Here is a 25,582-nt window from a genome sequence, read left to right as displayed (position 1 = left end):
TTCTGAACATTTATCTGCATAGCGTGAGGTACAGCAAGGATACGGAAGGTCATCGCGGGGATATTGGGAATGTGTGCTGGAATGATAATTACTATGAATGTTAAGTGCTATTTTATAGGATTTTTTGCATGATTTGGGACTGCACGTCATTTACTAATGACGAAAGCAAACGGTTGATGTTAGCGTGCAGGGAAACTGCCAGAAAGAGGCCATTTAGCATTCCATGAGTAATCCAACTACAACCGCCAAGCAGCTGGAAGTTCAGCGCATTGTCGACGTTTTATCAAAAGCCATTGCCCAGCAACGCCTGCGTCCCGGAACACGTCTGGTTGAATCTCAACTCGTTGAGGCACTCAGCGCTAACCGCAATCATGTTCAGGTGGCGTTACAACGTCTGGCTTTACAGCGTATTGTTACCATCGAACCTAACCGTGGCGCGATGGTGGCTCAGCCCACAGCGAAAGAGGCGCGCGAAGTCTTCATTGCCCGCCGTGCTATTGAACGCGCCATTGTGGAATGCATCGGACCAGATGTTATTCGTCGTCATCGTCAGCGGATCACTGCCCATTTGCGCGGTGAGCGAGAAGCGGTATCGTCTGAAGACCGCCGTGCCGTCGTGCGTGAATTAAGTGAGTTCCATCTGATACTGGGCGAAATTTCAGGTAACGACGTGCTCAGTGAAATTCTGTCGAATCTGATGGTGCGCAGCTCCCTGATTGTCGCGCTGTATCAGCGTAATGAAGTTCCTTCATGCCAGTGTGATGAGCATCAGGCGATCATTGATGCGCTGGAAGCCGGTGACAACACCCTGGCGGCAGAAATCATGCAGGAACATCTCGACGATCTGGAAGGGGTGTTGGATCTGGACGATGAGGCCGCCGGGGAAGTGAATTTGCGTCAGGCGTTATCGGATTTATAACGCCGTAAAGGCAGAGTGCCCGCCAGTGCAATCGCTGACGGGCAAGAAAAGATTATGATGATTGCAAATCGCGCAGTTGCGCACGGTCATTGTAGAAACGTTTATAAGACAGATAACCGGCAATAATTGTCGATAAACTGGCGGTCGCCAGCAGCATAAACGTCACCATAATCTGATACTTGATCGCTTTCACCGGATCGATACCGGCAAAAATCAGCCCTGACATCATCCCCGGTAAACTCACAATCCCCACCGTTTTGGCGGCATCGACCGTCGGGATCATCGCCGCACGAATACTGTCGCGAATAATCTGCCCTGAAGCCATTTTTACCGTCGCACCCAGACTCAGCATCTCGAGAATTTTTTGCTGATTATCGAGAAAACGCTGATTCAGATTGCTGTAGCACAACCCTACCGCCACCATCGCGTTACCGGCAATCATTCCTGAAATCGGAATAACCTGCATGGGCAGAAACTCAATCGAGCCGCTGAGGATCAGAATGGACAGGGTCAGCGCGGTGCCAGTCGTGATCGCGATAAACGAAATAATAAAACCGTTATCAATGTTGCGGCTGCGTTTTTTGGCGTTCAGTGCGGCATTCACGCAGATGAACAAAACCATCAGTACCGTTAACAGACTGTTATTGATATCGAAAATGTATTTGAGCACATAGCCGACAATCACTAACTGCACGACGGCGCGGGCGACGCTCCAGATAATGTCTTTTTCGAGACCGAGTTTTTCTTTTTTGCTGACCAGCAGGGCGACGACCACCAGGATCAGTGCGAGAGCCAGCGACTGGTTAGTAATATTATGCTGATTCATGAGCCGTGCTTCCTTGTGAATGACGGGTCAAAGTGACGACATTTTTCGCGTGGCGGATTTCATTCTGATCGTGGCTTACCCACAATACGGCGATCCGCTCTCTGTCAGCCAGATCCGCGATGATCTCGTTGATGTTTTTCTTATTTTCTTCATCCAGTGCGCTGGTGATCTCATCAAGCAGCAGTACGTCCGGCATAAATTGCAGATTACGCAGCAGGGCGACACGCTGCTTTTCTCCGCCGGAAAGTTCCTGCGTGCGCTTGGTCAGCATATCCTCCGATAAATTCACCCGTTTCAGCCAGTCGCGAAGTTGCGCGTCATCAGGCTTTTTATTACGGATCTGATAAGGCAGGGCGAGGTTGTCATACACCGTTTCGCCAAACAGCGATGGCGTCTGGAAGCAATAGGACACCCGCTGGCGGTAGGTTTCGGGCTTAATTTGCACGATATCTTCACCTTTAAACCAGAGCGTTCCGCCGGTCGGCGTTTGAAGCGCAGCAACGATCTTCAGCAACGTACTTTTACCGCTGCCCGAAGGACCGGTCAGTAAGGTGAATTCACCCGGATTGAGGGTGAGGGAAACAGGTTCAAGAAGCGGAATATTGTTGAGTGTAAAAGAGACGTCTTGCAGACGAAGGAGGTCAGTAGGAGTGGTCACGCCTGAAAATCCTTTGGTAACGGGAGGATGTTTTACTCCTTCCCCTCTCACGAGGGGAAGGCTGGGGAGGGGGGTAGGTCAGAACAGGCCAGAAGGTGTCGTGTATAAACCCCCTCCCAGCCTCCCCCTTCGCAGAGGGAGGAGTAAAGAAGATTACTGAGCCGGAACGGGCGCTGGCGCTACCGGAGATTCCTGCTCAGGCGTCGGGGCTGGCGCTGCTGGCCCACCCAGAATACCGAACAGACCGGCGAATTCCTGAAGCGTCATTTTCTGGCCATTCAGGTCAACCTGATTGTCAGCGTAATGGAAGCTGCTGGTAATGGTGTCGTCTTTCACTGTAGTCAGTTTAAACATCTGACCCATCGCCGCCAGCCCCTGAACCTGCTGCTGAGCCAGTTTAGTGGCATCGTCAGCATTATAGCCTTCGATCTGCGCAACCTGTGTGGTCACCTGAGTCGCCATCGGCAGAGGGATCGTGAGTTTGGCGTCCACTTTATTCACCAGCTGAGACAGCATCTGATCTTGCGTTTGTGCCGGGGTGGCAGCCGGGTCTTTCAGATCCAGCAGCAGATTGAAGCTGCTTTCGCCTTTGCTGTTTTTCCAGCTCAGCGGAGCAATGCTGATGGTCGGATTACCCTTGAGGAGTAACGGCAGATTTGCCAGCAGTAAATCCGCAGCCTGCTGCTGATAAGCCGCAGGGTCCAGTTCACCTTGCTTCATCAGCAACTCACGTGACTGCTGATTGTAGTTGTCGGCAAACTGTTTCAGGGCTGCGCCATCAAGCTTATCCAGCTTCAGGGTCAGTTTTGCAGAACCGAAATCCTGACCCTGAACTTTCAGTGCATCGATGGTGTAATCCTGCTGACCGCCAATGTTATTGCCGTTTTCAGAGAATTTACTCACCAGCTTGAAGTTGTCCAGAGAACCGGCGTCTTTGCCATCAACGTTCACCAGGATTTGCTTCACGGTCAGGTTCTGATCGCCCACGCCTACCTGGAATTTCCCCTGACGGGTATCGCTGTCCATGCTAAAACCGGCCAGAGTCACTTTCTCAAGTTGCCCCCACTGGTTTTTAGACGTCAGCGCGATGCTGTCGGTATTAGCATCGAGCTTCATGGCGGTCAGGTCTTTATCAACATCCACATTGATGGTACCGCCGGAGAAGGCCAGCTGGCTTTCGTCTTTCTGGTACGTCACAGGAATGATGTCAATCGCCGATGCACTCGCGCCACTATAAGAAACGCGGGTATCGACGGTAACCAGGGATTTCCCTTTGGTCACATCAAACAAGCCTTTAACGGTCGGCGTGTTTTGCAGTTCGGAATGAACAGAGGCCATGCTTGGGATCAGGTTGAATTTTTTCAACTGAGCGGCAGGGAACGGACCGTGGTCGATGGTTTCGATAAAGGCAATTTCGTCACCGGTTTTCAGCACACTGCTGCCTGCGGTGGCTGCGGCAGCATCCGGACGCAGAACGATGCGCATTTTGCTGCTGAACAATCCGCGCTGGTAATCTTCATAGCTGACTTTAAGACCGGCTTTCGGATAAGCGCTTTGCAGCTGGCTGTTGGCATTGGCGACCTGCTCATCCATATGCTGCTCAATCAGTTTACCCGTGTACCAGGAGACGCCTGTCCAGGCCGCGCCAAGGACTACAATGACGCTTACAGCGACTAGTGACTTCTTCATATCTCTGTTTATCCTTATGAAATATCCCGAAAATAAAAAACGCCTTACGGCGTTATTAGTCTTCAGAGTGTAGCTGAATCAGCAGAAAAATCATCAAAATGGGGCAGTTAGCCCCGTTTTGTTTAGGCTTCAGATCATTTCACCAGCGTATTGAACACCCGTGCAATGCGACCGTTACCGCTGACCGTGACCGGAGACTCACCGGCAGACAAGAAACATGATTCGCCAGGGCTGAGCACCAGCGTTTCATCATTTCTTGCCAGAACGCTCTGGCCTTCAATACAGAAGACAATAGCAGCGCTGTCCTGTTCCAGCGTTTGTGGTTCTGCAGCAAGGCTGTGAATTGAAAATGCAAAATCTTCGACAGGGATCGGGAAGTTGAGTTCTGCGCCTTTTACGACCGGCGTAGTGAGTAATTCAGCGGCCGGTTTCGCATTGAATTTCAGGTTGGCCAGTAATTCAGGAATATCGATGTATTTTGGCGTCAGACCGGCGCGCAGCACGTTATCGGAATTCGCCATCACTTCCAGAGAAACGCCTTTCAGGTAAGCGTGCGGAGTTTCAGCATACAGGAACATGCCTTCGCCCGGTTGCAAGGTGATCACGTTCAGCAGCAGCGGAGAGAACAGGCCGCTGTCATCTGGATAAAATTCAGAAATGCTGCGGATGGTGTCCCACGGCTCGCCGTGTTGATCATCGAGCACGGATTTCAGAACGTCCAGCGCACGGGATTTTTCTTCACCTTCGAGGCTCAGCAGACCGGCAAACAGGGTACGCAGGTGGTCAACATCCGGGAAGCTCAGGAAGCTGGCGATCAACTGATGCGCGCCTGCGACAGGCTGCAATAAAGAAACAATGTCGCGCAACTCACGAAAACCGTTCATAGCCTGGAAAGGCGTCAGGGCATAAACCAGCTCAGGTTTGTGATTCGGATCTTTATAATTACGCTCGGCGGCGTCCAGCGGGATCCCGGCAGCATTTTCCTTCGCAAAACCAATTTCAGCGGCACCTTTGCTTGGGTGAACCTGAATGGAAAGTGGCTGATCGGCGCAAAGCACTTTGAACAGGAATGGCAATTCGCCGAAACGTTTAGCGACTTTAGTCCCTAACTGACCGTTAAGGTCAGCGCTGATTTGATCACGCAGAGAGACGGTCTGACCGCTGGCATTCTCAACCTGAGAACTGCTTTTAGGGTGAGCGCCCATCCATAATTCGGCCATCGGACGGTCTTGCGGGTCGGTAATTCCGTAGAGTTTGGTCAGCGCGTCTTTGCTGCCCCAGGCGTAATTCTGTACACCGTTATGCATCTTTTGCATTGCTTCATCCTGAATAGAAAATATTGCCGCCTAGTAAACAATGCCAAAGCAGGCATTACAACTGCGAAGCCCCAAAAAGTGCCATGAGCGCGTAATTTCGGTATGGAGATCGAATCGAATTATACGCCAGCCTTATAAGTCACTATAATTGATCCGTCGCCAACGGATGCGTGGGAGCGCGAGCGGCATTCAAAAACCTGCAAAAAAACCTGATTTATCATCGTAATAAGCATCTAAGGAGACAGTAATGGCAGCAACACGCATTGAAAAAGACTCAATGGGGCCAATTGATGTTCCGACAGATAAACTTTGGGGCGCACAAACGCAACGTTCCCTGGAGCATTTTCGTATTTCTTCTGAAAAAATGCCTGAAGCGCTGATCCACGCGCTGGCTCTGACCAAACGTGCGGCCGCCAGTGTGAACATGGATTTGGGGTTGCTGCCGGCAGAGCGCGGAAACGCCATTATTGCCGCCGCTGATGAAGTGCTTGCCGGGCAGCATCCGGCAGAATTCCCGCTGGCTATCTGGCAGACCGGTTCCGGTACTCAGACCAATATGAACATGAATGAAGTGCTGGCAAACCGTGCCAGTGAAATTCTCGGCGGCGAGCGGGGCGAAGCGCGTAAAGTTCACCCGAACGATGACGTGAATAAAAGCCAGAGTTCCAACGATGTGTTTCCGACCGCGATGCACGTCGCCGCGGTGATCGAACTGCGTGAAACGCTGATCCCGGAGCTGAAAGTGCTGCACAAAACGCTGGCAGCAAAAGCGGATGCGTATCGCGACATCGTCAAAATTGGCCGCACCCATTTACAGGACGCCACGCCGCTGACGCTGGGTCAGGAAATTTCCGGTTGGGTGGCGATGCTGGCGCACAATTTAACCCACATTGAAAACAGCATTCCGCACATTGCCGAGCTGGCACTGGGCGGTACCGCAGTGGGAACCGGCCTGAATACGCACCCGGAATATGCGGTGCGCGTGGCGAAAGCATTGGCGGAACTGACCAATCAACCGTTTGTCACGTCGCCGAATAAATTCGAAGCGCTGGCCACCTGCGATGCGCTGGTTCACGGACATGGGGCGCTGAAAGGTCTGGCTGCCTCACTGATGAAAATCGCCAACGATGTACGCTGGTTATCTTCCGGCCCGCGTTGTGGTATTGGCGAAATTTCTATCCCCGAAAACGAGCCAGGCAGTTCCATCATGCCAGGTAAAGTGAACCCGACGCAGTGCGAAGCCATGACCATGCTGTGCGCGCAGGTGCTGGGCAACGATGTCGCGGTGAATATTGGCGGGGCTTCCGGTAACTTTGAGCTGAATGTCTTCCGTCCGCTGGTGATCCATAACTTCCTGCAATCGGTGCGTCTGCTGGCCGACGGAATGCGTGGTTTTAACGAGCATTGCGCTGTGGGTATCGAACCAAACCGCGACCGGATCACTCAGTTGCTGAATGAATCGCTGATGCTGGTGACGGCGCTGAATACGCATATCGGCTATGACAAAGCCGCTGAAATTGCCAAGAAAGCCCATAAAGAAGGGCTGACGCTCAAAGGTTCTGCACTGAAACTCGGTTATCTGACTGAAGAACAGTTTGATGAATGGGTGCGTCCGGAAGCCATGGTCGGCAGTATGAAAGCATAACGTTTCCGTTCTGACGTAAACGAATGAGGTCCGGGAAACCGGACCTTTTTTATGGCGGTACTTTGAGGTTTATAGCGGGTAGTCGGTGTACAAATGCAGGCGCTTAATCAGCAGACTCAGCGGCTGTGACTGCGGCTTGTATTTATGCTTAATGGTTGTGACATCGTAATCATGCAGTTCACCTAACTTCGGCACCTGCATCATCGGAGAGCGCAGGCATAAAGCAATCAGCGGCAACGGGCAGGGATGTTGTATCTGTTTCTGGCTGTTGCGATACCACACGCGGGCGATAGGCTGCACTTTCACCGGTCGTTTAAATTTCAGCGCAGCATGTTCCGGCAGACGTTTCACATCGCTCATCTCACGATTAATATTTTCCATCCATTGTTCGCGCGTATAAGGCGAAACGGCACGCCCTGCATTCAGGCTTTTTTCCAGCTGTGCCAGCACTTCATCACGGGTGACATTCTTAATAATGTGCTTATTTGCCCAGCCAAAACGCACCGAATCCGGGTCAGTCAGATACGTCACCGAGCGGTAAGCATTGAGCGTAATCAGCCCGCGAAGGTGTGTATGAACAAACTCGAAACGCTGTTCGCGGGCAAGGCCGGACTCCACCGTCACAATATGTTCCAGTTCGGCTTTCAGCTTGTTCACTTCTTCAATCAGGAGCAGGGCAGACTGATGTTCTGCGGGATCAACGGCATAACACAGCACACCGGGCAAACGTACGGCGGATTTGCTGCTGACATTCTCATTATTATGATGGATAAACAGGCGCTGAAAATGCTGTAACGCCAGTTGTTGCGCGGCTTCGCCGGTATGGGGTGTTACGATGATTTTGTCTGCGGGGTTATGTTCTTCACCTTTGACAACTTCAGGAAGCGCAAAGACACGCGCCTGCAATAGTTCCAGCTGACTCAGGAAATTCCCAAGATCCTGCAACGCCAGTTCCAGTTCGTTAAAACAACCGTTCATCCGGGCAATTAAATCATAATCCGCCATAAACCCTCCAGTTAGTTACAACATACAGTGTAGGGCATAACGATAAAACGTGCACACATGAACTTCAGGGAAATCATCAGTTTCGGAGTTTTAGTCGCTTATAAGGGCGGGGAACAAAGTTTATCACGTCCTGATACCTGTCAGGTTAGAATAAAGGATGTATCCGTTGCAGGAGTTCGCTATGACTGACCTTATCCGTTGTCCGTGGGGCACAACTGACCCGATGATGCTTGAGTATCACGACAAAGAATGGGGAAAACCTGTACGTGACAGCCGGGCACTTTGGGAAAAACTGATGCTCGACGGTTTTCAGGCCGGATTATCCTGGCGAATTGTGTTGAAAAAACGCGATGCATTGCGGCTGGCATTTAGCCATTTCGAACCGGAGAAAGTGGCTGAATTCACTGAAGATGACATCGAAAGACTGGTGAATAACGCCGATATTATCCGCTCCCGCATCAAGATTACGGCGGTCATTAATAACGCCCGCGCGTATCTTGCGATGCAGCAGGCTGGCGAGGAGTTTGGTGAGTGGATTTGGGCACAAATCGGCGGAAAGGCAATTCAGCACGTGGGTCCGGTTCCGACGAAAGATGCGCTTTCCGAGCGTATTTCAAAGGATCTCAAAAAGCGGGGTTTTAAGTTTGTGGGACCAACAATTGTGTATGCCTGGCTGGAAGCTACCGGCCTGATCAACACTCACCATCTGGAGTGTTTTCGCCGAACACAGGTGGCGAAAGAAGCCTGATTTTAAAAAACTTAACGAATAAGTAGAAAAGGGCGCGCGGACTGATCCATAGCGCGCCTGTTTAGCTGTGTCGAAATGACCTCAGATAAGCCGGAACTCAATCATAAACAGCTCTTTCAGGCCCGGATAAATTTCGCTAATGACATCCTTTAACTGTTCCAGCGTCATGTTTTCCTGCACGGCATGTTTTTCATTCAGATCATCGAACATCACTGGCGTTACCGAGATTACCTCGATATTGCAGAAAAATACGTCATCCTCATAACGGCTGACACGCACCTTATCACCGGCAGAAAAATTTGCGTCACTGGCTTCGCGCAGGGTGATTGTTTTGCGTCCGGCAAGAATATCATCTTCAAATCTGCCGTAAAAAGTGATGTCTTTCATAAAGTTTCCAATAAAAGGAGAAAAGGTGTTATTGATTATATAACGGCTGCTGCGTCCACCTGCTGCGGTTTTGGTAAGACAGCCCCGAGCGACCAGATCAGCGAGATGACGGGTAGCGGTCGCCTTACTGACTTTCGCCACTTTCTGATACTGTCCCGCGCTGATCCCTTCGGCAAATCCGTTATTACCTCCGTCCAGCAAACGATTCAGGACCTTAACTTGTTCAGCAGGGAGTGCGCTGTTGTGGTGCACTTGCCAGAAAAGCGTTTTTGCCAAAGTCTGATCGATACGCATGATCGCATTATCTACACTGGTTTCGAGCATTTTAATAAACCAGCTGAGCCAGGCCGTTAAATCCATCGTTCCGCGCTGTGTGGCCTCCAGCACGTTATAATAATCTTTCCGGTGATTGAGAATGGCCTCTGAAACAGCGTATAAACGTACGCTTTGATCGTCGGCCTGAAATAAAGCCATATCAGTGAGGGCACGAGTAATCCGACCGTTCCCGTCTTCAAAAGGATGAAGTGTGATAAACCAGAAATGTGCCAGCCCCGCACGAAGGAGAGGATCCAGCGCCGCCCGATAGCGTGACTGATTATACCATTGCATAAAAGCGGTGAGCTCAGCACAAAGTTGTTCGCGTGGCGGTGCCTGATAATGCACTTTTTCCTTTCCAATCCGGCCTGATACGACACGCATTGTTGCATCCCCGCGCCATTCTCCACGTCGTAAAAAAGCCGGCGCTGGATCCGGAAATAACCAGCAATGCCATTGAAAAATAAGGGATTCAGTTAGATCGCCCGCTTGAGGATTGAAAACATCCATCATCATTTTGGCTAAGCCTTCCGAGTGTTCTGTGGTGGTTCCAGGAAGATGCCAGGTTAGACCAAGACGTTTGGCCAGCGATGAACGGACAGAATGTGCATCAAGCCGCTCATTCTCGATAGCGAATGATGAAAGAATATTACTTAGCATCGCATCAAGAGAATATTCGGCAGCATCATGGCCGGGCCGTGATTCGGCTTTACCGACAAGTTTACCTATTTTCAGGCGTGTCTGACGCAGTTGGGGCTGAATGATATCGTCATCCCAGTTGAACTGAGGCCACTCAGGTGATTGCCAAATCCATTGCCGGTTATCCATTTAGAGTCCTGTGAGCCGATTAGCGATCTTATTCGGCTCATTATACGAGCCGAATAGGGATTGTAAACGTTCTTGATTTACGGGGTAGGGAAAGTACGGTATCCGTGCTTTTGTTTTTGCTGATCCCGATGGCAACCGCATAGACGTCGGTCAGATTATCCGTGAGTAGATCCGCAAGCAATTGAGTTGAGCGGTATCCGGGGCAAGAACTTCCGGATACCGTGTGAGTCTGAAAGGTATCGGTAATGCCGTTTAATCAAGGATCGTATAATCCGCGATTTGGTGCGTATAATGTATATTATGTTAAATAGGATATCAGCTACGTACCAGCACCTCAATATCTAACGCCGTTCATACCTCACCTGCTTTCTCCTGGGTTTCTTCAGCATAATAAATGGCTAACCAAATCGTTGGCTCTTCAGTACTTGTCCATTCCACACGATGTCTGCACAACGCCGGGATATTTACGAAGTCACCGGAATTCATCACGCGCACTTCTTTCTCGTTTTCAAATTTCAAACCTGCCGAGCCCTGAAGCACTGCGACCCATTCACTATGTGGCTGGCTGTACCAGAATCCTGGGGGACTCGCCTGACCGGTTGAAATAATTCTCTCGATACGCATATCGGGCTTCATCAATAATGACTCGAACGTTTCTTCATTTCCCTCCTGTGCATTAACAGGAAAATCCTTAAACAGATTCGTCACCATCTCATTTCCACCTTTTGACATGAGAAATCACACTTTGAACTGATCGCGCTACGTGAATTCTGGAATCGCATCAGTACCACAATGCTGCAGATTTCACGTAACGCACCCATTTTCAGCATATCTACATGCTATAAACCTGCATAAGCCTTCTCGACTTTGGCCATGTATCTCGGTGCCTGTGGAGCCGGATGATACTGCCGGACATGCCAGTTAAACGCTTCGGGCGTCAGCTGATTGATCATCTGAATCGCGGTCTGGCGATTAGCAGAGAATGTTCGCAATAATGCGCCCGCACCATTTGCATAAGCCACTTCGGTTGCATAACGGCGTGTCAGCGGATCGTTGATCCAGTTTAGTTGCTGACGCTGCAATGCGCTGATGTATGCGGTTCCGAGGTCAATGTTGGTTTCCGGATCCAGCAAATCATCATCATCAGGGCAGCCGCGTTTGCCTTTATAGCGGTAAGCATCACAGCCACTGGTTGATGCTTTAAGTTGCATCAAACCAATGGCATTTGAACGACTTACGGCTTCGGGATTAAAACCTGATTCGACCTGGATGATAGCCTTAACGAGTTTTCTATCGACCTTATATTGGTCAGCAGCATCTTCAATTTCATCATCATAGGCATGCGTATCGTATTTCTTATATTTCGGCTTACTCGAGCAGCCAGCCAAAATCATCAGCATGATAATCATACTGAGTCTGAAAGGTTTTTTTAGTAGAGAAATCATGAATTTCCACGGTTTAAATAAGTGAGTCTCAGCACTGACAAGATACCGATATCATCCCTCAGGATCATGCATAAATCTGTTTTTTTTACCCGAAAACCTGTGACAGACATGGAAGAATGGGCATCTGCGCCCTGCTTTCGCTTTTTACTGCCGTAAAACGTTGTTATTTGCTAAACTCAAATCTGACTCATTTTGTATGAAAGGTATATTTAAAGCCATGACAACCATTCTGGTTATCGTTCCTGACGGGGGCATGTTATTTGAAGCGGCAGGTATCGTCGATATCCTGATGCAGGCCAATCAGCTGCTGCCCGGTAATCCCCAAAGTTCGCCTTATCAGGTCGCCGTGGCCACCACGCAATCGCACCGTGTCGTTCATGGTATTTCAGGTCTGAACCTGCTGGCCGACCACCGGCTGTGTGATCTCGATCCGACAGAACCCCGTGACACGATTATTATCACCGGTAAAGGTCTGACTGAAGAAGAAGGCTCAAGCGTTGTTAACTGGCTGAAAAACGCGGCACCCCACGCGCGGCGGGTGGTGTCAATTTGTGGCGGTGCGATGTTGCTGGCTCAGGCCGGTCTGCTCAATGGCCGTCATGCCACCACACACTGGCGGCTGCTTGATACCCTGCAGGCGAAATTTCCGCAGGTAAAAGTCGAACGCGGACCGATGTACGTTCAGGACGGTGAAGTCTGGACATCCGGCGGTGTCAGTTCAGGTTTCGATCTCACCCTGGCCTTGGTAGAAGATGATCACGGCTTCAGCGTTGCCAGAAACGTCGCACAAAATCTGGTGATGTTTCTCCGCCGGCCTGGTGGACAAGCGCAATATAGCCGCTATCTTTTGAATCAGGCCAGCGATGGCCCTATCCGCGAGCTTCAGGCTTGGTTGCCGGAAAATCTTACCGGCGATTTATCTGTTGAAGAACTGGCCGGGCGCGTGGCAATGAGCCCGCGTAATTTTACCCGGGTATTCACCCGTGAAACGGGGATTACACCGGCGAAATATGTCGAAGAAGTACGCCTCAATGCTGCAAGGCAGCTTCTTGAACAAACCACACAAGGCGTAGAGCAAATTGCACTCACAACGGGATTTGGTGGCGGCCTTAATCTGCGTCGTGTCTTTGAGAGAAACTTACAACTGACTCCTACAGAATACAGAGAACGTTTTTGCTCACGCGTGTTGGCGTAAATAGATCTATTGTTGTCATTTACGCCATACCTTCTTCAGATTAGATTAACTCTACGTCAGATAACTAAGGAGTTCATCATGGTCAAAGTTGGTATTAACGGATTCGGCAGGATTGGACGTAACGTATTGCGTGCTGCGCTCGGTCGCGATGATTTTCAGGTTGTCGCTATAAACGACCTGACTGACAGCAAAACCCTCGCTCACCTTCTTAAATATGATTCTCTCTCCGGTACCTTACAGGCAGACGTGAAAGCTGACGAAGGTCAGTTGCTGGTTGATGGCAAAACTGTCCGCGTATTTTCTGAAAGAGATCCTGCGGCTATTCCATGGAGCAGCGTGGGCGTTGACATCGTCATTGAGGCCACTGGTTTCTTCACTGAGAAAGAAAAAGCGGAAGTTCATATCACCCAAGGTGGTGCTAAACGCGTCATCATTTCCGCACCGGCCAAAAACGATGACATCACGATTGTGATGGGCGTAAACGATGGCCAGTATGACCCGGCCAAACATAAAGTTGTCAGTAACGGTAGCTGCACCACTAATGGTCTGGCTCCTGCGGCGCAGGTTTTACATCAGACATTCGGCATTGAACATGGCCTGATGAATACCACACATGCCTATACCAACAGTCAGGCATTGCATGACCAGCCGGAAAAAGATTTGCGCGGTGCCCGTGCGGCGGCCGTATCTATTGTTCCTTATTCCAGCGGCGCGGCAAAAGCCATCGGTAAAGTCATTCCTGAACTGGATGGCCGTATGACCGGTTATTCACTGCGTGTGCCGGTCCCTGTGGTTTCCATCGTTGATTTGACGGTCAATCTGAAACGTGAAGCCACTGTTGAGGAAATCAATGCCGCATTCCGTAAGGCGGCTGAATCTGGCCCTCTGAAAGGAATTTTGGGTTACAGCGAAGAACCTTTGGTTTCCAGCGATTATCGCGGCGACCCGCGCTCTTCTATCGTCGACGGGCTTTCTACGCTGGTGATTGGCGGCAAACTGGTGAAGATCCTCGCCTGGTATGATAACGAATGGGGCTTCTCAAACCGTCTGGTCGATTTGGCTCTTTTGATGGAAAAACGGGGTCTATAATTCCCTTTTTTCCTGCAAGAATAATGACAGACACCGCCGTATGGCGGTGTTTTTTTATGGCTAACAGACGGTCACCGTTATTAAAAGCTATATATTGTATGTTGTAACTAAAATACCTATTCCTGTTAATGTTTCAACAAATCCTCTGTGTTACCACGCCCAGTAATGTCGCCAGTTTCTCAATTGTTTCGCCCTGATGTCCGATCCCTATCGCGCAATGATGTGCTGCTCCTCCGCATGACCAGTCTTTCGTAAATTCCCGCGCTGACAATGGGAAACGGTAACGGCTGTTAGTATTCCCGATATCCAGGATTTCTCCTTCCACCGACTCCCCTTCGGCATATTGTAAAATCACACGGTTATTGATGTCTTCGATGACAGAAAGGAACGTTACCGGGCCTTTACGCACGCTCATCTGAATAGAAATGCCCTTCCCCGGTTTGCCGTGATAGACAGGTAACGGCACCAGACGCACTTCACCTTCTGCCATCAGCGGATGAGCTGGCCCGTCGTGTCCCCAAAGCACAACATCATCATCAAAATCAATGCCATAAGGTTCAGAGAACGATCCCCCCGCTCCGAGCAGCGACATGATTTTCATGGCGATAACGTTCTTGATTTCATATTCACCAGCAACGGGAATATTGCGCCCCGTCAGCAGCGTATTGCCGAGGATCACCGACGTCACGATGTTCTCGTAAGCATTGCCCGGCGCCCCTTCATAATAATAGGCCAGTGCATCCAGCCCGTTATTATCGACCAGTTGGTCAAGCGCGACGGCGGTCGTCACTGCCCTTTCGAGCTCGGCTTTATCGCAACTGGTATCTGTGCGGAGACTTCTCCCGACTTCCTTCTGTTTCGCCTCACGTTGCGCATCACTGACCTGCTCACGCCAACTGTTTAGCTCGCACATCTCGAGGGGCTTAAAGCGGACACCTAATTTGGCTGAAAGATTGGTCATGTTGGAATACACATCCACCATGCCGTTGTAATAATGCCCCAGTACTCCCACCGTACTTTTGCCCAGCCGGATTTTTACGCCAATCGCGGTCAGCCATTGCTGTGTTTGCTGCCAGACATACGGGTCATTATTCAGCGCGCCGACAATCATCTCGTATGCAATGCCCGCACGGTTAAACACATTGGCCAGTTCCGGCGCGCTGCATGCCTGGCAATGTGCCAGCCATTCACCGGTGCGCGCCCCGCGATCGGTCATTTCACTGATAACCTGATACGGAAGATTTCGTTCGGGCTGAAGAGCCAGGATCAGCACCGGAACCTGAAATTGCTGCACCAGCGGTAACACTGTTGAACTCAGAGCGTAAGTGCTGATGGCAATAATAATGACGTCCGGAGAAACCTGTTTCAGTTCAGCGGCAAGCGTGTCGCTTTTTTCCACACTGTCGACCAGCCCGCCGTTATGAATGAGGATCTCCGGCGAAGTAAGTTGCTGCTCAATTCGCCCGAGATAGCCTGTCAGTCGTGCTTCCAGTCCGGTGAATTGTGGCCAGTAGGTATTAAGCCCTATCCCGAACAAGGCTGCGTTGAGCGGTCGTGAATTGCGCATAGTTTTTCCTCAGCTGATAACACGTTGAGGAGGAGTCTAAGGAGAGAGATGACATTGAACCTTTGCGTGAAGGCCATAAACAAAAGAGGAGTGGCAATAAAAACATTAAATTAAAAAGTTGGAAGCAGGATCGCAATCCACTGCAACGCACCCCGGCGCTTGTCAGCGCCGGGAAAAGAAGAAATCATTCTTCCTGCGGCCCTATCTGCATAAACGGGTTATAAGCAATTTCCCACAGATGTCCGTCCGGATCGGCGAAATACCCCGAATATCCGCCCCAGAAGACTTTTTGTCCGGGTTTGATCAGTTTGCCGCCCGCTTTCACTGCCTGCGCTAATACCGCGTCCACTTTAGCCTCACTGGCGACGGTTTGTGCTAATGCCATACCGCGAAAACCCTGTCCTTCAGCGCTGACCTGCGCATCCTTTGCCAGTTCTTCCCAGGGGAATAATGACAACCAGGCACCGGCTAACTCGAAGAAACTGACGCCGTCAGAATCAATGACCACTTTAGGGAAGCCAAGTCCGTGCTGATAAAATTCCGTAGCGATGGCTAAATCTTTAACGCCCAGGGTGATCATATTGATGACTGGTTGCATCGTTATTCTCCGTCAGAGGGATGAAAGTGATTATGAAAAAGACCTTGCTGACAGAATAAATACTTTTTGAATACTTTGCTTAGATCCTGCTTCCACTTGTCTCAAAATGTTAACAGCGCCCTCCCTTTTCTGGTAAATGTTGCCCATCGTGCTACTCTGACGCGACTAAAACCTGCTTACGCTCCGACAGTGAGGAACCTTTGACCACATTACGCCGCCGCCCGGAAGCAACCTCTCCCGCCGTTCGTTTTTTACCGGAGACCATTCATATTGGTCGCCAGTTGCGTACCTATTGTGATGCCCGCTTCAAAACTATTGGCCTGACTTTGGCCCGCGGTCAGGTGTTATTACATCTGGAAGCCGCCAATGGCCGCCTGCCTCAGGGTGAACTCACCTCGCTGCTGGAAGTCGAACACCCAACCGCTATCCGCCTGTTCGACAGTCTGGCTGAGCTTGGCTTGCTGGAACGGTGCCCCGGTGAAACCGACCGTCGTTCTAAAGACATTAAGCTGACAGAAGCCGGCACCGAACTTGCCAATCAGGTTCGCAGCATGACCGATGATATTCTTATCAGCGTGATGGAAGGCATTCCGCCTGAAAACGTGGATATCGCCCGCGGCGTTCTCGCCTGTATCACCGCCAATATCGCCGCATTGTAAGTGGCGTTTTACTCCTTCCCGTTATCTCCCTCCTTTTTAATTAATTACTTTCGTTACTGATTAGTTATTCGCTATTTGCATTTGTAAATATCACTGATATGAATAATTGAACTAGACACGTATGACACGTCTTATTACATTATGTAGCAAGCTACAAACTAGTTAGGTAATGACTTACAAGGCATAACGATGACGACGCGTTCTGATTCAGATGTCCGGCAGGATGCCGGTGAATTATCAACACGGGATGCATCACCACAAACAGTTCCACCAGAAGCCGCCTCATCGAAAACAGAGACTGCACCGCCGGTTCCGCCGTCAACACATCACCCTTTTGCGGTTCAGGTCAGCACCTGGCTTTTGCAGTATCCGCGTCTGCGTATTGCAGTGTATGCACTGGCATCTCTGATTATCGGTATGACCCAGGGGCTGGGCATCAACCTGGTCAGTTCAAATCTGCCGGGAATTCAGGGGTCGCTGGGTATTTCCAACGTTGAAAGTTACTGGCTGGTGGCGGCCTACACGGCGACCAGCGTGACCGGCACGATCCTGCTTTATAAAATTCGCACACAGTTTGGTTTTCGCCGCTTCGGGGAATACGGGCTGCTGTTTTTTGCCGTGGCGTCTATGGCGCAAACCTTTACGCATGATTTCCAGACCGCGCTGGCCGTGCGCGCGGTGATGGGTTTTGCGATGGCATCGCTCGGCCCGCTGGCGTTGTTTTATATGTTTGAAATCTTCCCCCCGGCCAAAAAGCTGACCGCCGGATTGTGTTTTGGTCTGGCGGGAAGCCAGATTGCCCTGCCGGTATCCCGCATAATTTCACCGCATCTGCTTGATCTCGGGCACTGGCATCAGCTGACCACGCTGGAATCCGGGCTGTCGCTGATCTGCCTGGCGATCATCTGGATTTTGCCGCTGACTCACCCGCCGCGGGTGAAAGTATTTGAGCGTACCGACTGGATAAGTTATCCGCTGATCGCCACCGCAGTGGCCTGTATGTCAGTAGTTCTGACTATGGGTCGTTATTACTGGTGGCAGGAAAAAGACTGGATTGGTGAAGTGCTGGTGGTCGGTATTATCGCGCTCACACTCTCTTTTATGGTCGAGTTAAAACGTAAGAACCCGATCATTGATTTGCGCTGGCTGATGACGCCGGAGATGTTGCTGTTTACCGGCTCCATGTTGTTCGTGCGAATGCTGCTGTCAGAGCAAACCACCGGTATGGTGGGATTTCTGAATCTGGTTGGACTGCTTAATGATCAGCTGGTGACCTTATTCCTGGTGATCCTGGCGGCAACGTTTGCCGGGCTGGTTGTCGTCAGCATCATTCATAAAGCCAAACGGATTGTTTACATCCATCTTTTTTCGATTGCACTGATCGGCATTGCCTCGCTGATGGATGCCAGTTCGACGGTGGACACCCGCCCCGAACAGTTTTACCTGACACAGGGAATGATCGCGTTTGCCGGTGCCATCTTCCTGCCGACCTCATTGTGGCTCGGTTTTGTCCGCGCGTTGCAGTTCGGGCAAAGTCAGATCATCAGTTTTGTGCTGGTTTTTCTCTCGACGCAAAACGTCGGTGCGCAGGTAGGCAGCGCATTCCTGGGCACCATTCAGATCCTGCGGGAAAAGTTTCACTCAGCCGCACTGGTGGAACATATCAATTTGCAAAATCCGCTGGTTGCCGAACGTATTGCGCAATACAGCCACCTGCTGAAACCGGTCTTAAACGATGGCAACCAGCTCAACGCTGAAGGTCTGGCCCTTCTCAGCCAGAAAGTCACACAACAAGCCGGACTGCTGGCTTACAACGATGTTTTCATGGTGGTTTCTTATATGTCGCTGGGCTGTTTTGCCGTCCTTTGCGCACATATTTGGGTCGGAAGGATCCAGACAAAAAAACGTGCAGCCGCTGAGGCTGTTGCATAAATAACGGGCTTTTGCTGATGAATCAAAAAGAGTGAAACGGAAAAACTGATGAAAAATATATTTCGTTATCCATCCATTATGGTGGTGCTTTGCCTCGGGATTATCGGGGTCATGATTGTGTTATACAGCTGGCAGTTATTTCCGTTTAATTCTCAGGTCGAATCGACGGACAACGCCTACGTACGCGGCAATGTCACCCTGCTCAGCCCGCAGGTTTCCGGCTATATCACCGATGTGAAAGTACAGGATTTTATGCCGGTGAAAAAAGGTGACCTGCTGTTTGTTATCGACGACAGCACTTATCGCCAGGAATTTCTGCAGGCACAAGCCGCGGCAGCGCAGGCTCAGGTGACGTTGCAGAACTTCGAGCAAAACCGGGCTTCCGGCGCGGCCAGCCTGCAACTGGCTGAAGCGGAGCTGCAGAGTGCACAGGCCACACAAAGCAAAGCGACGCTGGATACCGGCCGTAACGGCCCGCTGCTGGAGAAAGGGCTGGTTTCCAAAACCACCGGCGACGAACTTCATGCAGCATTGCTGACCGCACAGGCAAACGTGGCCAAAGCCCGCGCATCGGTCAATATCGCCCGCCAGAGTCTGGCACTGGTGGATGCCAATAAAGCGTCGCTGGCCGCCGCATTTAAAGCCGCCCAGGCCAGGGTAGAAGTCGCACAAATCAACCTGCAACATACGCAGATTGTGGCGCCTTCTGACGGCCAACTGGGTGAAGTGAGTGCGCGGCTGGGACAATACGTCAGCGCCGGCACGCAGTTAACTTCGGTTACCCCGAAAATGGTCTGGGTGACCGCCAATTTCAAAGAGCGCCAGCTGGCGGGCATGGCGGTCGGGACACCAGCATCATTCACCGTTGATGCCCTTAACGATCACGCTTTTAAGGGGCATGTGGTGAGGATTGCTCCCGCAGCGGGTTCAGAGTTCAGCGTGCTGAAAGCCGACAACGCAACGGGAAATTTCACCAAGATTTCACAACGCATCGCCGTGCGTATCGAACTGGAACCCGGACAGCTGCAAAGTGATCAACTCCGGCCGGGCATGTCGACCGTCGTCAGCGTCGATACTTCACAGGCACCAGAAAGCTGAGCCCATCAGGCTCAGCCTGTAATATCAGCATAATAACGCTGCGCTACGTCGGGATGTGAGCGCAGCCGCCCTTTCAGATAATTGAAACCAACGTCGCGGAATAGCGGGTTGAGCGGATCGCTGGCCTCACCCCGCGCCTCTTTTGCCAGATCCTCAGGCAACGGAAACAGCGGCACCACGGCGTCCAGCTGAGCCCCCAGGAAAAAGGCCAGCGACAACCGCTCTGCTCCGGCGGGTGGCGAAACCACGCGATGCACGGTGGCACGCAGATAGCCGTTAGTCGCCAGTTCAAGCAGTTCGCCAATATTCACCACCAGCGTATCTGCCACCGGTAACGCATCTACCCACTGATTTTCCTCGACTTCAACCTGCAAGCCGCGTTGTTGATCCTGAAGTAAAAAGCTGAGAAATCCGGAATCCTTATGCGCGCCCACGCCCTGGTTCCCGCTGCTTTCTGAACGTCCCGGATAACGGATCAGCTTGATGTGCTCATTGGGTTTTTCGCCGTAAAGCGGATCAAACGCGTCCTCCGGGAGTCTGAGCGCCAGCGCAAAGGCGCGCAGAAGTCGTAATGACATCGCTGTCATTTCCTGCTGCCAGTGCAGCAGCAACGGCCGCAGTTCGGGTAGCGCGGCGGGCCACTGATTTGGCCCCTGCAATCGTGCCCATGCCGGGGTGTTGTCACTGACCGGCAGTTTCGGACGTTCGGCACCGAGATCAAACTGTTCGCGCCAGTCCGGCTGACCCCGTGTGATTTCCGAGGCGGCACGGTTATAGCCGCGAAAATGCGAAGAGTGGATCATCGCCACCGACAGTTTTTCTTCTTCCGGCAACGCAAAGAATTCGCGCGAGACCCGTTGCACCGCACGGAGCAATTGCGCATCGACACCGTGATTTTTAAGATAAAAGAAACCGATTTCCCGGGCGGCATAGCGCAACTGTGAAAGAAACGCGTCGCGCTGATCAGGCGAACCCGAAAACTGGCTGAAGTCGATCAGGGGAATAGAGGTAACAGTCTGGCTCATCGCGAACTCCGCAGTGACAGGAACAGCATTCAACGCTATCACAACGTCAGAACGGGTGACCAATAGCCAGATGGTCTGGTTTATATTGTGAGGTTATGAAAAAAAATCCCGCAAAAATACGGAAATTACCGGCTCTTCCGTGAGCCAGAGGGAGGATTTACGCAGACGATTTGCTGCCAAGGTAGCGATACACCACTGCCAGATCCTGATCGCCATAACCGCCGTCAACGGCGCTTTGCCAGGTCTGACTGATGCGCTTCATCACCGGCAGTTCGAGCTGACTGCCTGCTTCAATCGCCAGATTGATATCTTTCAGCGCCCAGGTCAGCTGCATCTGCGGGGTATAATCGCCGCTTTTGAACATCTCCATTTTGCCTTTAATATACGGCGCCGCCAGAGGCCCGCCTTCCAGCACGTTCCACAGGTCATCTGTAGTGAAGCCCAGTTCCTCTGCCAGTTGCGTACTTTCTGCAATCCCTTCCATCATGGCAATCAGCCAGGCATTAACGACCAGCTTCATTTTCGAGGCGCGCCCTGCTTCGCCCAGCCATTTGGTCGCCTTAGAGATAGCGTCAAAGACCGGCTCAACCGCAGCGCCCTTTTCGCGATCGCCGCTGGCCAGTACCACAATCTGCGCCTGCTCGGCCGGCGCCTTGGTACCGGAAACCGGTGCGTCAAAGAAGATGACATCCGGACGCTGCGCCTTAATCAGTGCAATCAGAGATTCGGTACCTTCGACGCCCAGCGTGCCCATCTGGGCAATAATCCCGCCCTGTTTAAGACCGGCAAGCAGACCATTATCGCCCTGATACACGTCCAGCGACGTTGCCCCGTCAGACAGCATGGTGATCACCACATCCGCGCCAAGTACCGCTTCACGCGGGGTTTGTCCTCGCACCGCGCCAGCTGACACTAAATCATCACCACGGGAAGAGGTACGGTTCCACACGCGGGTGGTGAATCCTTTTTTAATCAGGTTTGCGGCAAATGCATGCCCCATTGCACCCAGTCCCAGCACGGCGACGACAGGTTGTTGCGAATCGGTTTGCTGACTCATGCCTTACTCCTTGTGATAACAATCAATAATGTAAAAAGGCTAACATCACAGGTCTGGGCTGCGATAGTGGGTTCTGTAAGCGAATGCAACAGAAAGGCTGATATTACTTAACCTATGCTGACTAAGTGGCGTAACATACGCGCTTTCATGCTCGGGCGTGACCGGGATTTATCCGGGTAGCTTATGATTTGACTGATAATTTTCAGGAGTAACAAGCATTATGAGTAAAGTCGTTTTAATCGGGATCATTTCAGTCATTTTCGTATTGATGGTTTTGATGCTGGGTTCCGTCTATGTGTATCCGTGGTGGATGCAGCGTTCAACTGAAGGCGCCTGTGCTCAGATAACCAAAGATAACGCCATTGATACGGTGACCCGTGACTACATGGAAAACCGCATTCCGAACTGGGGAAATGATAAAGACAATATGGGCACTTCCGTGCCGGTTCTGAACTTTATCAGCGATGATGTGAAAGAAGACAAAGGGACTTACAACATTCCCTTCAGCGCTAAAGGCCCGAATGGCACGCTGGGTTATGTCGCACACTTCAACTGCTCCAACCATTATGTGAAGTATTCCACCGTCGAATAGTCGTTTAGCGGGTTTTGAAAGCAACGTCGTCCGGTAACTTGATGCAGGGGATCGCTTTATGCCGTTGATCAAACGAAAGATCAGCGCCGATCATCGGGATCCCCTTATTGATCGGAGTAATTCCCATCAGATCAGAAGGGTTTATTTTCTGTCCTGCACCGACGTCAGAACGGTAACAAAGATAAAGTCAGCGCCTGCAGCGACTCGGGGACGTAATTCGACTACACTGGTAGCCACTTTCCTCACAGGATGCAGTAACCATGAAAAGACTGACTCAACAAGATATGACGGAAAGCGAGCAGCGTGAGCTGAAAACTCTGCTGGATAAAGCCCGTAAAGCACAGGGCCGTGAGCTGACGAATTCGGAAAATAACCGAATCAAAGATGATTACATCGATACATTGATGGCAGAAAAAGAAAAAGTGGCTGCTAAAGCCCGTGCTGAAAAGCGTCGTAATAAAGCCGTTCCAAGTACCTCCGCAACCTATGACTGGACAGCCCGCACCCATCCGCGCGGCCGCCGTTAAGTATTAATGCAGCCTCTGCGTTCCTCACGCAGAGGCCACAGCGTTAAGCCTGACCCGCTAATAACGTAAAACCGTGTGTCCCGTCCTTCTCCAGTTGCGCGACTAAACCATATTCCCAGTCGAGATAATCCTGCATGACCTGCGGGCTGACATTCGTTCCTTCATACGGACGCTTATAGCGATCCTGCGCATTGTCCAGATACGCCGATTCACCGCGTTCCAGAGGCAACCCGGCCGCAATCCAGCTTACCGTTCCCTTCTCCAGCAGATATACCTCTTTATCGGTAAGTGCCGTTACTTCGGTGACAGCGTAACGTGCCAGTAACCCGCTGGTGCAGGTGATCACCCAGCGCTGTTTTTCAGGCTGTGCAGCGATAATCTGCGGGATGTCAGCACGTGTGGTCCAGACAGCACCGGGAATACGGCGGTTCAGGAAGTTGGCGCTGGTGGTCAGATCAAGCACCCCGGTGTTTTCGTCGCTCAGCCAGTTCAGCAGTTGCTCGGGTTTAACCGACTCAACCGCCGGAGCGGGCGCCACCTGTGCCTGCCAGTCGCCTTGCTCATTCAGATCATCCGGCTGAACATCGGCCACATACACTTCCCAGTTCATCTGCGCCAGCCACGAAGCCGCCATCCTTGCGCGTACACCGTCATTATCCACCAGCACGATGCGGGCACCGCGCACGCTCGCCGTGTGATCGGTTTCCTGAACCAGCTGACCACCAGGGACGTGGCGTGATCCAGCCAGATGACCGGCGCGGAATTCGTCAGCGGTACGCACATCAAACAGATACAGCGTGCGCGAATCATCCCGCTGCCAGTCATGAATTTGTGACAACGTCACAGAGCGTACACCAGCCCGAATCGCCAGAGCCTGCGCGCCTTTCAGGGCAAATGTTCTGGCGCTTTCGCTGAGTTCAGGAAAATGCGCCAGCTGATTATGCGCCAGAGCCTGACCTGCCAGCGTCCAGCCAATTGTTCCGTTGCGTAAGGCAGTCACCGGCTGTTTAACTCCGGCATTGATCAGCGACTGCGTGCCGATAATACTGCGGGTGCGTCCGGCGCAGTTGATCACGATATGTGTCTTTTCGTCCGGCACTACATCGCGCAGACGCAGCGCCAGTTCTCCGCCCGGAACGCTGACGCCACCGGGAATACTCATGGTCTGAAACTCGTCAAAGCGCCGGACATCCAGCACTGCAATGTTTGCGCCCTGCTGTTGCAGCGCCTGCACCTGTTCTGCGGTCAGCGATGGCGTGTGGTAATGATGTTCTACCCATTCGCCAAAGGCTTTACCTGGCGCATTCACATCAATAAAGATTTCGCCGCCAGCTTCACGCCAGCCTGCCAGATCGCCAGCCAGCAAAGCGATATCCTGATAACCCAGCGACTTAAGAAATTCAGCGGCACGCACTGCTTTACGCTCACCACGGGCCTCATCGTAAAACTCGCCATTGTCGTACAACGTGATCGGCGTGCGACGATTTGGAATACGATCCAACACGTCCAGTTCCAGCTTCGACAGTGAAAGATTAGCGGCAAACAGCGGATGTCCGGTAGCAAATGCCGCTTCCTCGCGCACATCAATCAGTGCCACTTCCTGCCCTTCGCGCAGGGCTTCATGCAGCCCGGAAAAATGGCGCAATGGCCACGCATGCAAATCAGTCATGAGTTTTCTCTTTGGACAGATCCCAGATATTGGGAAGACAGGAACCGGAATAGCCGGAGATAAAGGTTTTCTCAGTGCCATCAGGCAGATAGACCGCCCGCGATACCGCACCGATATTGTCGCCGTAAACATGAATACTGACCGACACCCGGTCGCTGTAAACATTGCTCACCTGATGAATATCCAGCACATTCGGCGCAATTTTCTCGACGTCACCCGCTTGCAGGGTGACGGGTTTACCCTCCGGTTGCAGTGAGCCATCGGGATGACGCGCATAGTTCTGACTGATTTCCGCGCCCCGCAGCATACCAATCAGCCCCCAGACACGATGGTCATGAATCGGCGTTTTTTGCCCCGGCCCCCAGACAAAGCTAACGACGGAATAACGCGAAAGCGGATCGGCGTACAACAAATATTGCTGATAATGCTCAGGATGCGGTTGTGCAAACTCGTCGGGCAGCCAGCTGTCATGGCGGATAAGTTCGCCCAGCAGACGACTTCCCCGCGCCAGAATTTCTGTCTGCCCGTGCGGTTCCTGCACCAGCCGCGTGAAATCCGCCAGAAATTGCCGCAGCGGCGCGACCTGTAATGTTGTCATGGCTTTCCTCTTCTCTTTGTCTCATCAGAGACAACTCAGCACTGTTATCACCACAGGCTAGCACCGGCGAAACACAACCAAAATTCATTTTATGGATAAGCTAATATGCAAATCACACATAAAAATGTGCAGCAGGATCCAGCTTCCCGCTTAAAATTGATTTATTCTGCCTGACTGACCAATGACGATGTCGGG

At 51.6% G+C, this 25,582-nt stretch carries 24 protein-coding genes and 1 pseudogene; 10 read left to right on the top strand and 15 right to left on the bottom strand.

Annotation, left to right across the window (positions count from 1 at the left end):
• Nucleotides 1-223: 223 nt before the first annotated feature.
• On the top strand, nucleotides 224-919 hold the full coding sequence (locus EC840_RS04150; RefSeq protein ID WP_129638237.1) for a GntR family transcriptional regulator: 696 nt from the start codon (nucleotides 224-226) through the stop codon (nucleotides 917-919).
• Between the two features lie 52 nt (nucleotides 920-971).
• Here the strand turns inward: EC840_RS04150 and fetB are convergent, their stop codons facing one another.
• The 4 genes from fetB to manA all read right to left on the bottom strand — a co-directional run bounded on the left by fetB (nucleotide 972) and on the right by manA (nucleotide 5,408).
• A complete protein-coding gene (gene fetB, locus EC840_RS04145; RefSeq protein WP_129638236.1) occupies nucleotides 972-1,745 on the bottom strand; it encodes an iron export ABC transporter permease subunit FetB in 774 nt (257 codons plus the stop codon).
• Nucleotides 1,732-2,403, bottom strand: a complete 672-nt coding sequence (gene fetA, locus EC840_RS04140; protein ID WP_132964052.1) for an iron ABC transporter ATP-binding protein FetA — start codon at nucleotides 2,401-2,403, stop codon at nucleotides 1,732-1,734. Before fetA ends, fetB begins: the two co-directional genes overlap by 14 nt.
• 153 nt (nucleotides 2,404-2,556) lie before the next feature.
• The gene (locus EC840_RS04135; protein WP_129638234.1) at nucleotides 2,557-4,092 is read right to left on the bottom strand and encodes a YdgA family protein; all 1,536 of its coding nucleotides are present in this window, start codon (nucleotides 4,090-4,092) and stop codon (nucleotides 2,557-2,559) included.
• A 134-nt stretch (nucleotides 4,093-4,226) separates the two neighbouring features.
• Nucleotides 4,227-5,408: a mannose-6-phosphate isomerase gene (manA, locus tag EC840_RS04130; RefSeq protein ID WP_129638233.1), complete on the bottom strand. Its 1,182-nt coding sequence runs from the start codon at nucleotides 5,406-5,408 to the stop codon at nucleotides 4,227-4,229.
• Nucleotides 5,409-5,655: 247 nt separating this feature from the next.
• Here manA and fumC point away from each other — a divergent pair, with 247 nt between their 5' ends.
• On the top strand, nucleotides 5,656-7,053 hold the full coding sequence (fumC, locus tag EC840_RS04125) for a class II fumarate hydratase (RefSeq protein WP_120162570.1): 1,398 nt from the start codon (nucleotides 5,656-5,658) through the stop codon (nucleotides 7,051-7,053).
• Nucleotides 7,054-7,122: 69 nt separating this feature from the next.
• On the opposite strand, the gene tus is transcribed toward fumC, so the two are convergent.
• Nucleotides 7,123-8,058 (bottom strand): DNA replication terminus site-binding protein, encoded by a 936-nt coding sequence (gene tus / locus EC840_RS04120; protein ID WP_132964051.1) that lies wholly within the window; start codon nucleotides 8,056-8,058, stop codon nucleotides 7,123-7,125.
• A 181-nt stretch (nucleotides 8,059-8,239) separates the two neighbouring features.
• On the opposite strand from tus, the gene EC840_RS04115 reads away from it, so the two are divergent.
• Nucleotides 8,240-8,806 carry a DNA-3-methyladenine glycosylase I gene (locus EC840_RS04115; protein ID WP_132964050.1) on the top strand — a complete coding sequence of 189 codons (567 nt, stop codon included), beginning with the start codon at nucleotides 8,240-8,242 and terminating at the stop codon, nucleotides 8,804-8,806.
• An 81-nt stretch (nucleotides 8,807-8,887) separates the two neighbouring features.
• Here the strand turns inward: EC840_RS04115 and yqfB are convergent, their stop codons facing one another.
• The 4 genes and pseudogenes from yqfB to EC840_RS04095 form a co-directional block, all read right to left on the bottom strand.
• Nucleotides 8,888-9,193 (bottom strand): N(4)-acetylcytidine aminohydrolase, encoded by a 306-nt coding sequence (yqfB, locus tag EC840_RS25235; RefSeq protein WP_165929008.1) that lies wholly within the window; start codon nucleotides 9,191-9,193, stop codon nucleotides 8,888-8,890.
• Nucleotides 9,194-9,232: 39 nt separating this feature from the next.
• A pseudogene (locus tag EC840_RS04110) lies at nucleotides 9,233-10,336 on the bottom strand (Fic family protein); the annotation flags it as partial.
• A 351-nt stretch (nucleotides 10,337-10,687) separates the two neighbouring features.
• On the bottom strand, nucleotides 10,688-11,047 hold the full coding sequence (locus EC840_RS04100) for a cupin domain-containing protein (protein ID WP_132964048.1): 360 nt from the start codon (nucleotides 11,045-11,047) through the stop codon (nucleotides 10,688-10,690).
• A 128-nt stretch (nucleotides 11,048-11,175) separates the two neighbouring features.
• Nucleotides 11,176-11,781 (bottom strand): transglycosylase SLT domain-containing protein, encoded by a 606-nt coding sequence (locus EC840_RS04095; RefSeq protein ID WP_112287029.1) that lies wholly within the window; start codon nucleotides 11,779-11,781, stop codon nucleotides 11,176-11,178.
• Nucleotides 11,782-11,998: 217 nt separating this feature from the next.
• Here EC840_RS04095 and EC840_RS04090 point away from each other — a divergent pair, with 217 nt between their 5' ends.
• Both EC840_RS04090 and gap read left to right on the top strand, forming a co-directional pair.
• On the top strand, nucleotides 11,999-12,976 hold the full coding sequence (locus EC840_RS04090) for a GlxA family transcriptional regulator (protein ID WP_132964047.1): 978 nt from the start codon (nucleotides 11,999-12,001) through the stop codon (nucleotides 12,974-12,976).
• 78 nt (nucleotides 12,977-13,054) lie between these two features.
• Nucleotides 13,055-14,065 carry a type I glyceraldehyde-3-phosphate dehydrogenase gene (gene gap, locus EC840_RS04085; protein ID WP_132964046.1) on the top strand — a complete coding sequence of 337 codons (1,011 nt, stop codon included), beginning with the start codon at nucleotides 13,055-13,057 and terminating at the stop codon, nucleotides 14,063-14,065.
• Nucleotides 14,066-14,198: 133 nt separating this feature from the next.
• On the opposite strand, the gene EC840_RS04080 is transcribed toward gap, so the two are convergent.
• Together EC840_RS04080 and EC840_RS04075 are read right to left on the bottom strand one after the other, a co-directional pair.
• Entirely contained in the window at nucleotides 14,199-15,632 is a 1,434-nt protein-coding gene (locus EC840_RS04080; protein ID WP_132964045.1) for an L-fucose/L-arabinose isomerase family protein, read from the bottom strand.
• 184 nt (nucleotides 15,633-15,816) lie between these two features.
• Nucleotides 15,817-16,230 carry a VOC family protein gene (locus EC840_RS04075; RefSeq protein WP_112287025.1) on the bottom strand — a complete coding sequence of 138 codons (414 nt, stop codon included), beginning with the start codon at nucleotides 16,228-16,230 and terminating at the stop codon, nucleotides 15,817-15,819.
• Nucleotides 16,231-16,430: 200 nt separating this feature from the next.
• Here EC840_RS04075 and EC840_RS04070 point away from each other — a divergent pair, with 200 nt between their 5' ends.
• The 3 genes from EC840_RS04070 (at nucleotide 16,431) to EC840_RS04060 (ending at nucleotide 19,919) form a co-directional block, all read left to right on the top strand.
• A complete protein-coding gene (locus EC840_RS04070; RefSeq protein ID WP_120163891.1) occupies nucleotides 16,431-16,889 on the top strand; it encodes a MarR family transcriptional regulator in 459 nt (152 codons plus the stop codon).
• Nucleotides 16,890-17,078: 189 nt separating this feature from the next.
• Complete coding sequence (locus EC840_RS04065) at nucleotides 17,079-18,821, top strand: MFS transporter (protein ID WP_132964044.1); 1,743 nt, start codon at nucleotides 17,079-17,081, stop codon at nucleotides 18,819-18,821.
• A 48-nt stretch (nucleotides 18,822-18,869) separates the two neighbouring features.
• Nucleotides 18,870-19,919, top strand: coding sequence for an HlyD family secretion protein (locus tag EC840_RS04060; RefSeq protein ID WP_132964043.1), 1,050 nt, complete (start codon nucleotides 18,870-18,872; stop codon nucleotides 19,917-19,919).
• 11 nt (nucleotides 19,920-19,930) lie between these two features.
• On the opposite strand, the gene EC840_RS04055 is transcribed toward EC840_RS04060, so the two are convergent.
• Nucleotides 19,931-20,944 carry an isopenicillin N synthase family oxygenase gene (locus EC840_RS04055; RefSeq protein ID WP_132964042.1) on the bottom strand — a complete coding sequence of 338 codons (1,014 nt, stop codon included), beginning with the start codon at nucleotides 20,942-20,944 and terminating at the stop codon, nucleotides 19,931-19,933.
• Between the two features lie 157 nt (nucleotides 20,945-21,101).
• Nucleotides 21,102-22,001 carry an NAD(P)-dependent oxidoreductase gene (locus tag EC840_RS04050; protein WP_129638223.1) on the bottom strand — a complete coding sequence of 300 codons (900 nt, stop codon included), beginning with the start codon at nucleotides 21,999-22,001 and terminating at the stop codon, nucleotides 21,102-21,104.
• Nucleotides 22,002-22,221: 220 nt separating this feature from the next.
• Here EC840_RS04050 and EC840_RS04045 point away from each other — a divergent pair, with 220 nt between their 5' ends.
• Both EC840_RS04045 and EC840_RS04040 read left to right on the top strand, forming a co-directional pair.
• A complete protein-coding gene (locus EC840_RS04045) occupies nucleotides 22,222-22,593 on the top strand; it encodes a protein YebF (RefSeq protein WP_112287020.1) in 372 nt (123 codons plus the stop codon).
• Between the two features lie 260 nt (nucleotides 22,594-22,853).
• Nucleotides 22,854-23,120 carry a DUF3811 domain-containing protein gene (locus tag EC840_RS04040; RefSeq protein WP_015697358.1) on the top strand — a complete coding sequence of 89 codons (267 nt, stop codon included), beginning with the start codon at nucleotides 22,854-22,856 and terminating at the stop codon, nucleotides 23,118-23,120.
• Between the two features lie 43 nt (nucleotides 23,121-23,163).
• On the opposite strand, the gene EC840_RS04035 is transcribed toward EC840_RS04040, so the two are convergent.
• Both EC840_RS04035 and EC840_RS04030 read right to left on the bottom strand, forming a co-directional pair.
• Nucleotides 23,164-24,789 carry a rhodanese-like domain-containing protein gene (locus EC840_RS04035; RefSeq protein ID WP_132964041.1) on the bottom strand — a complete coding sequence of 542 codons (1,626 nt, stop codon included), beginning with the start codon at nucleotides 24,787-24,789 and terminating at the stop codon, nucleotides 23,164-23,166.
• Nucleotides 24,782-25,387 (bottom strand): cysteine dioxygenase, encoded by a 606-nt coding sequence (locus tag EC840_RS04030; RefSeq protein ID WP_132964040.1) that lies wholly within the window; start codon nucleotides 25,385-25,387, stop codon nucleotides 24,782-24,784. Before EC840_RS04030 ends, EC840_RS04035 begins: the two co-directional genes overlap by 8 nt.
• Nucleotides 25,388-25,582: the final 195 nt, after the last annotated feature.

The sequence above is a fragment of the Rahnella sp. JUb53 genome, from assembly GCF_004346065.1.
GTDB lineage: Bacteria > Pseudomonadota > Gammaproteobacteria > Enterobacterales > Enterobacteriaceae > Rahnella > Rahnella variigena.
Note: the sequence above shows the minus strand (reverse complement) of the source record. Positions and strands in the feature narration are given on the sequence as shown.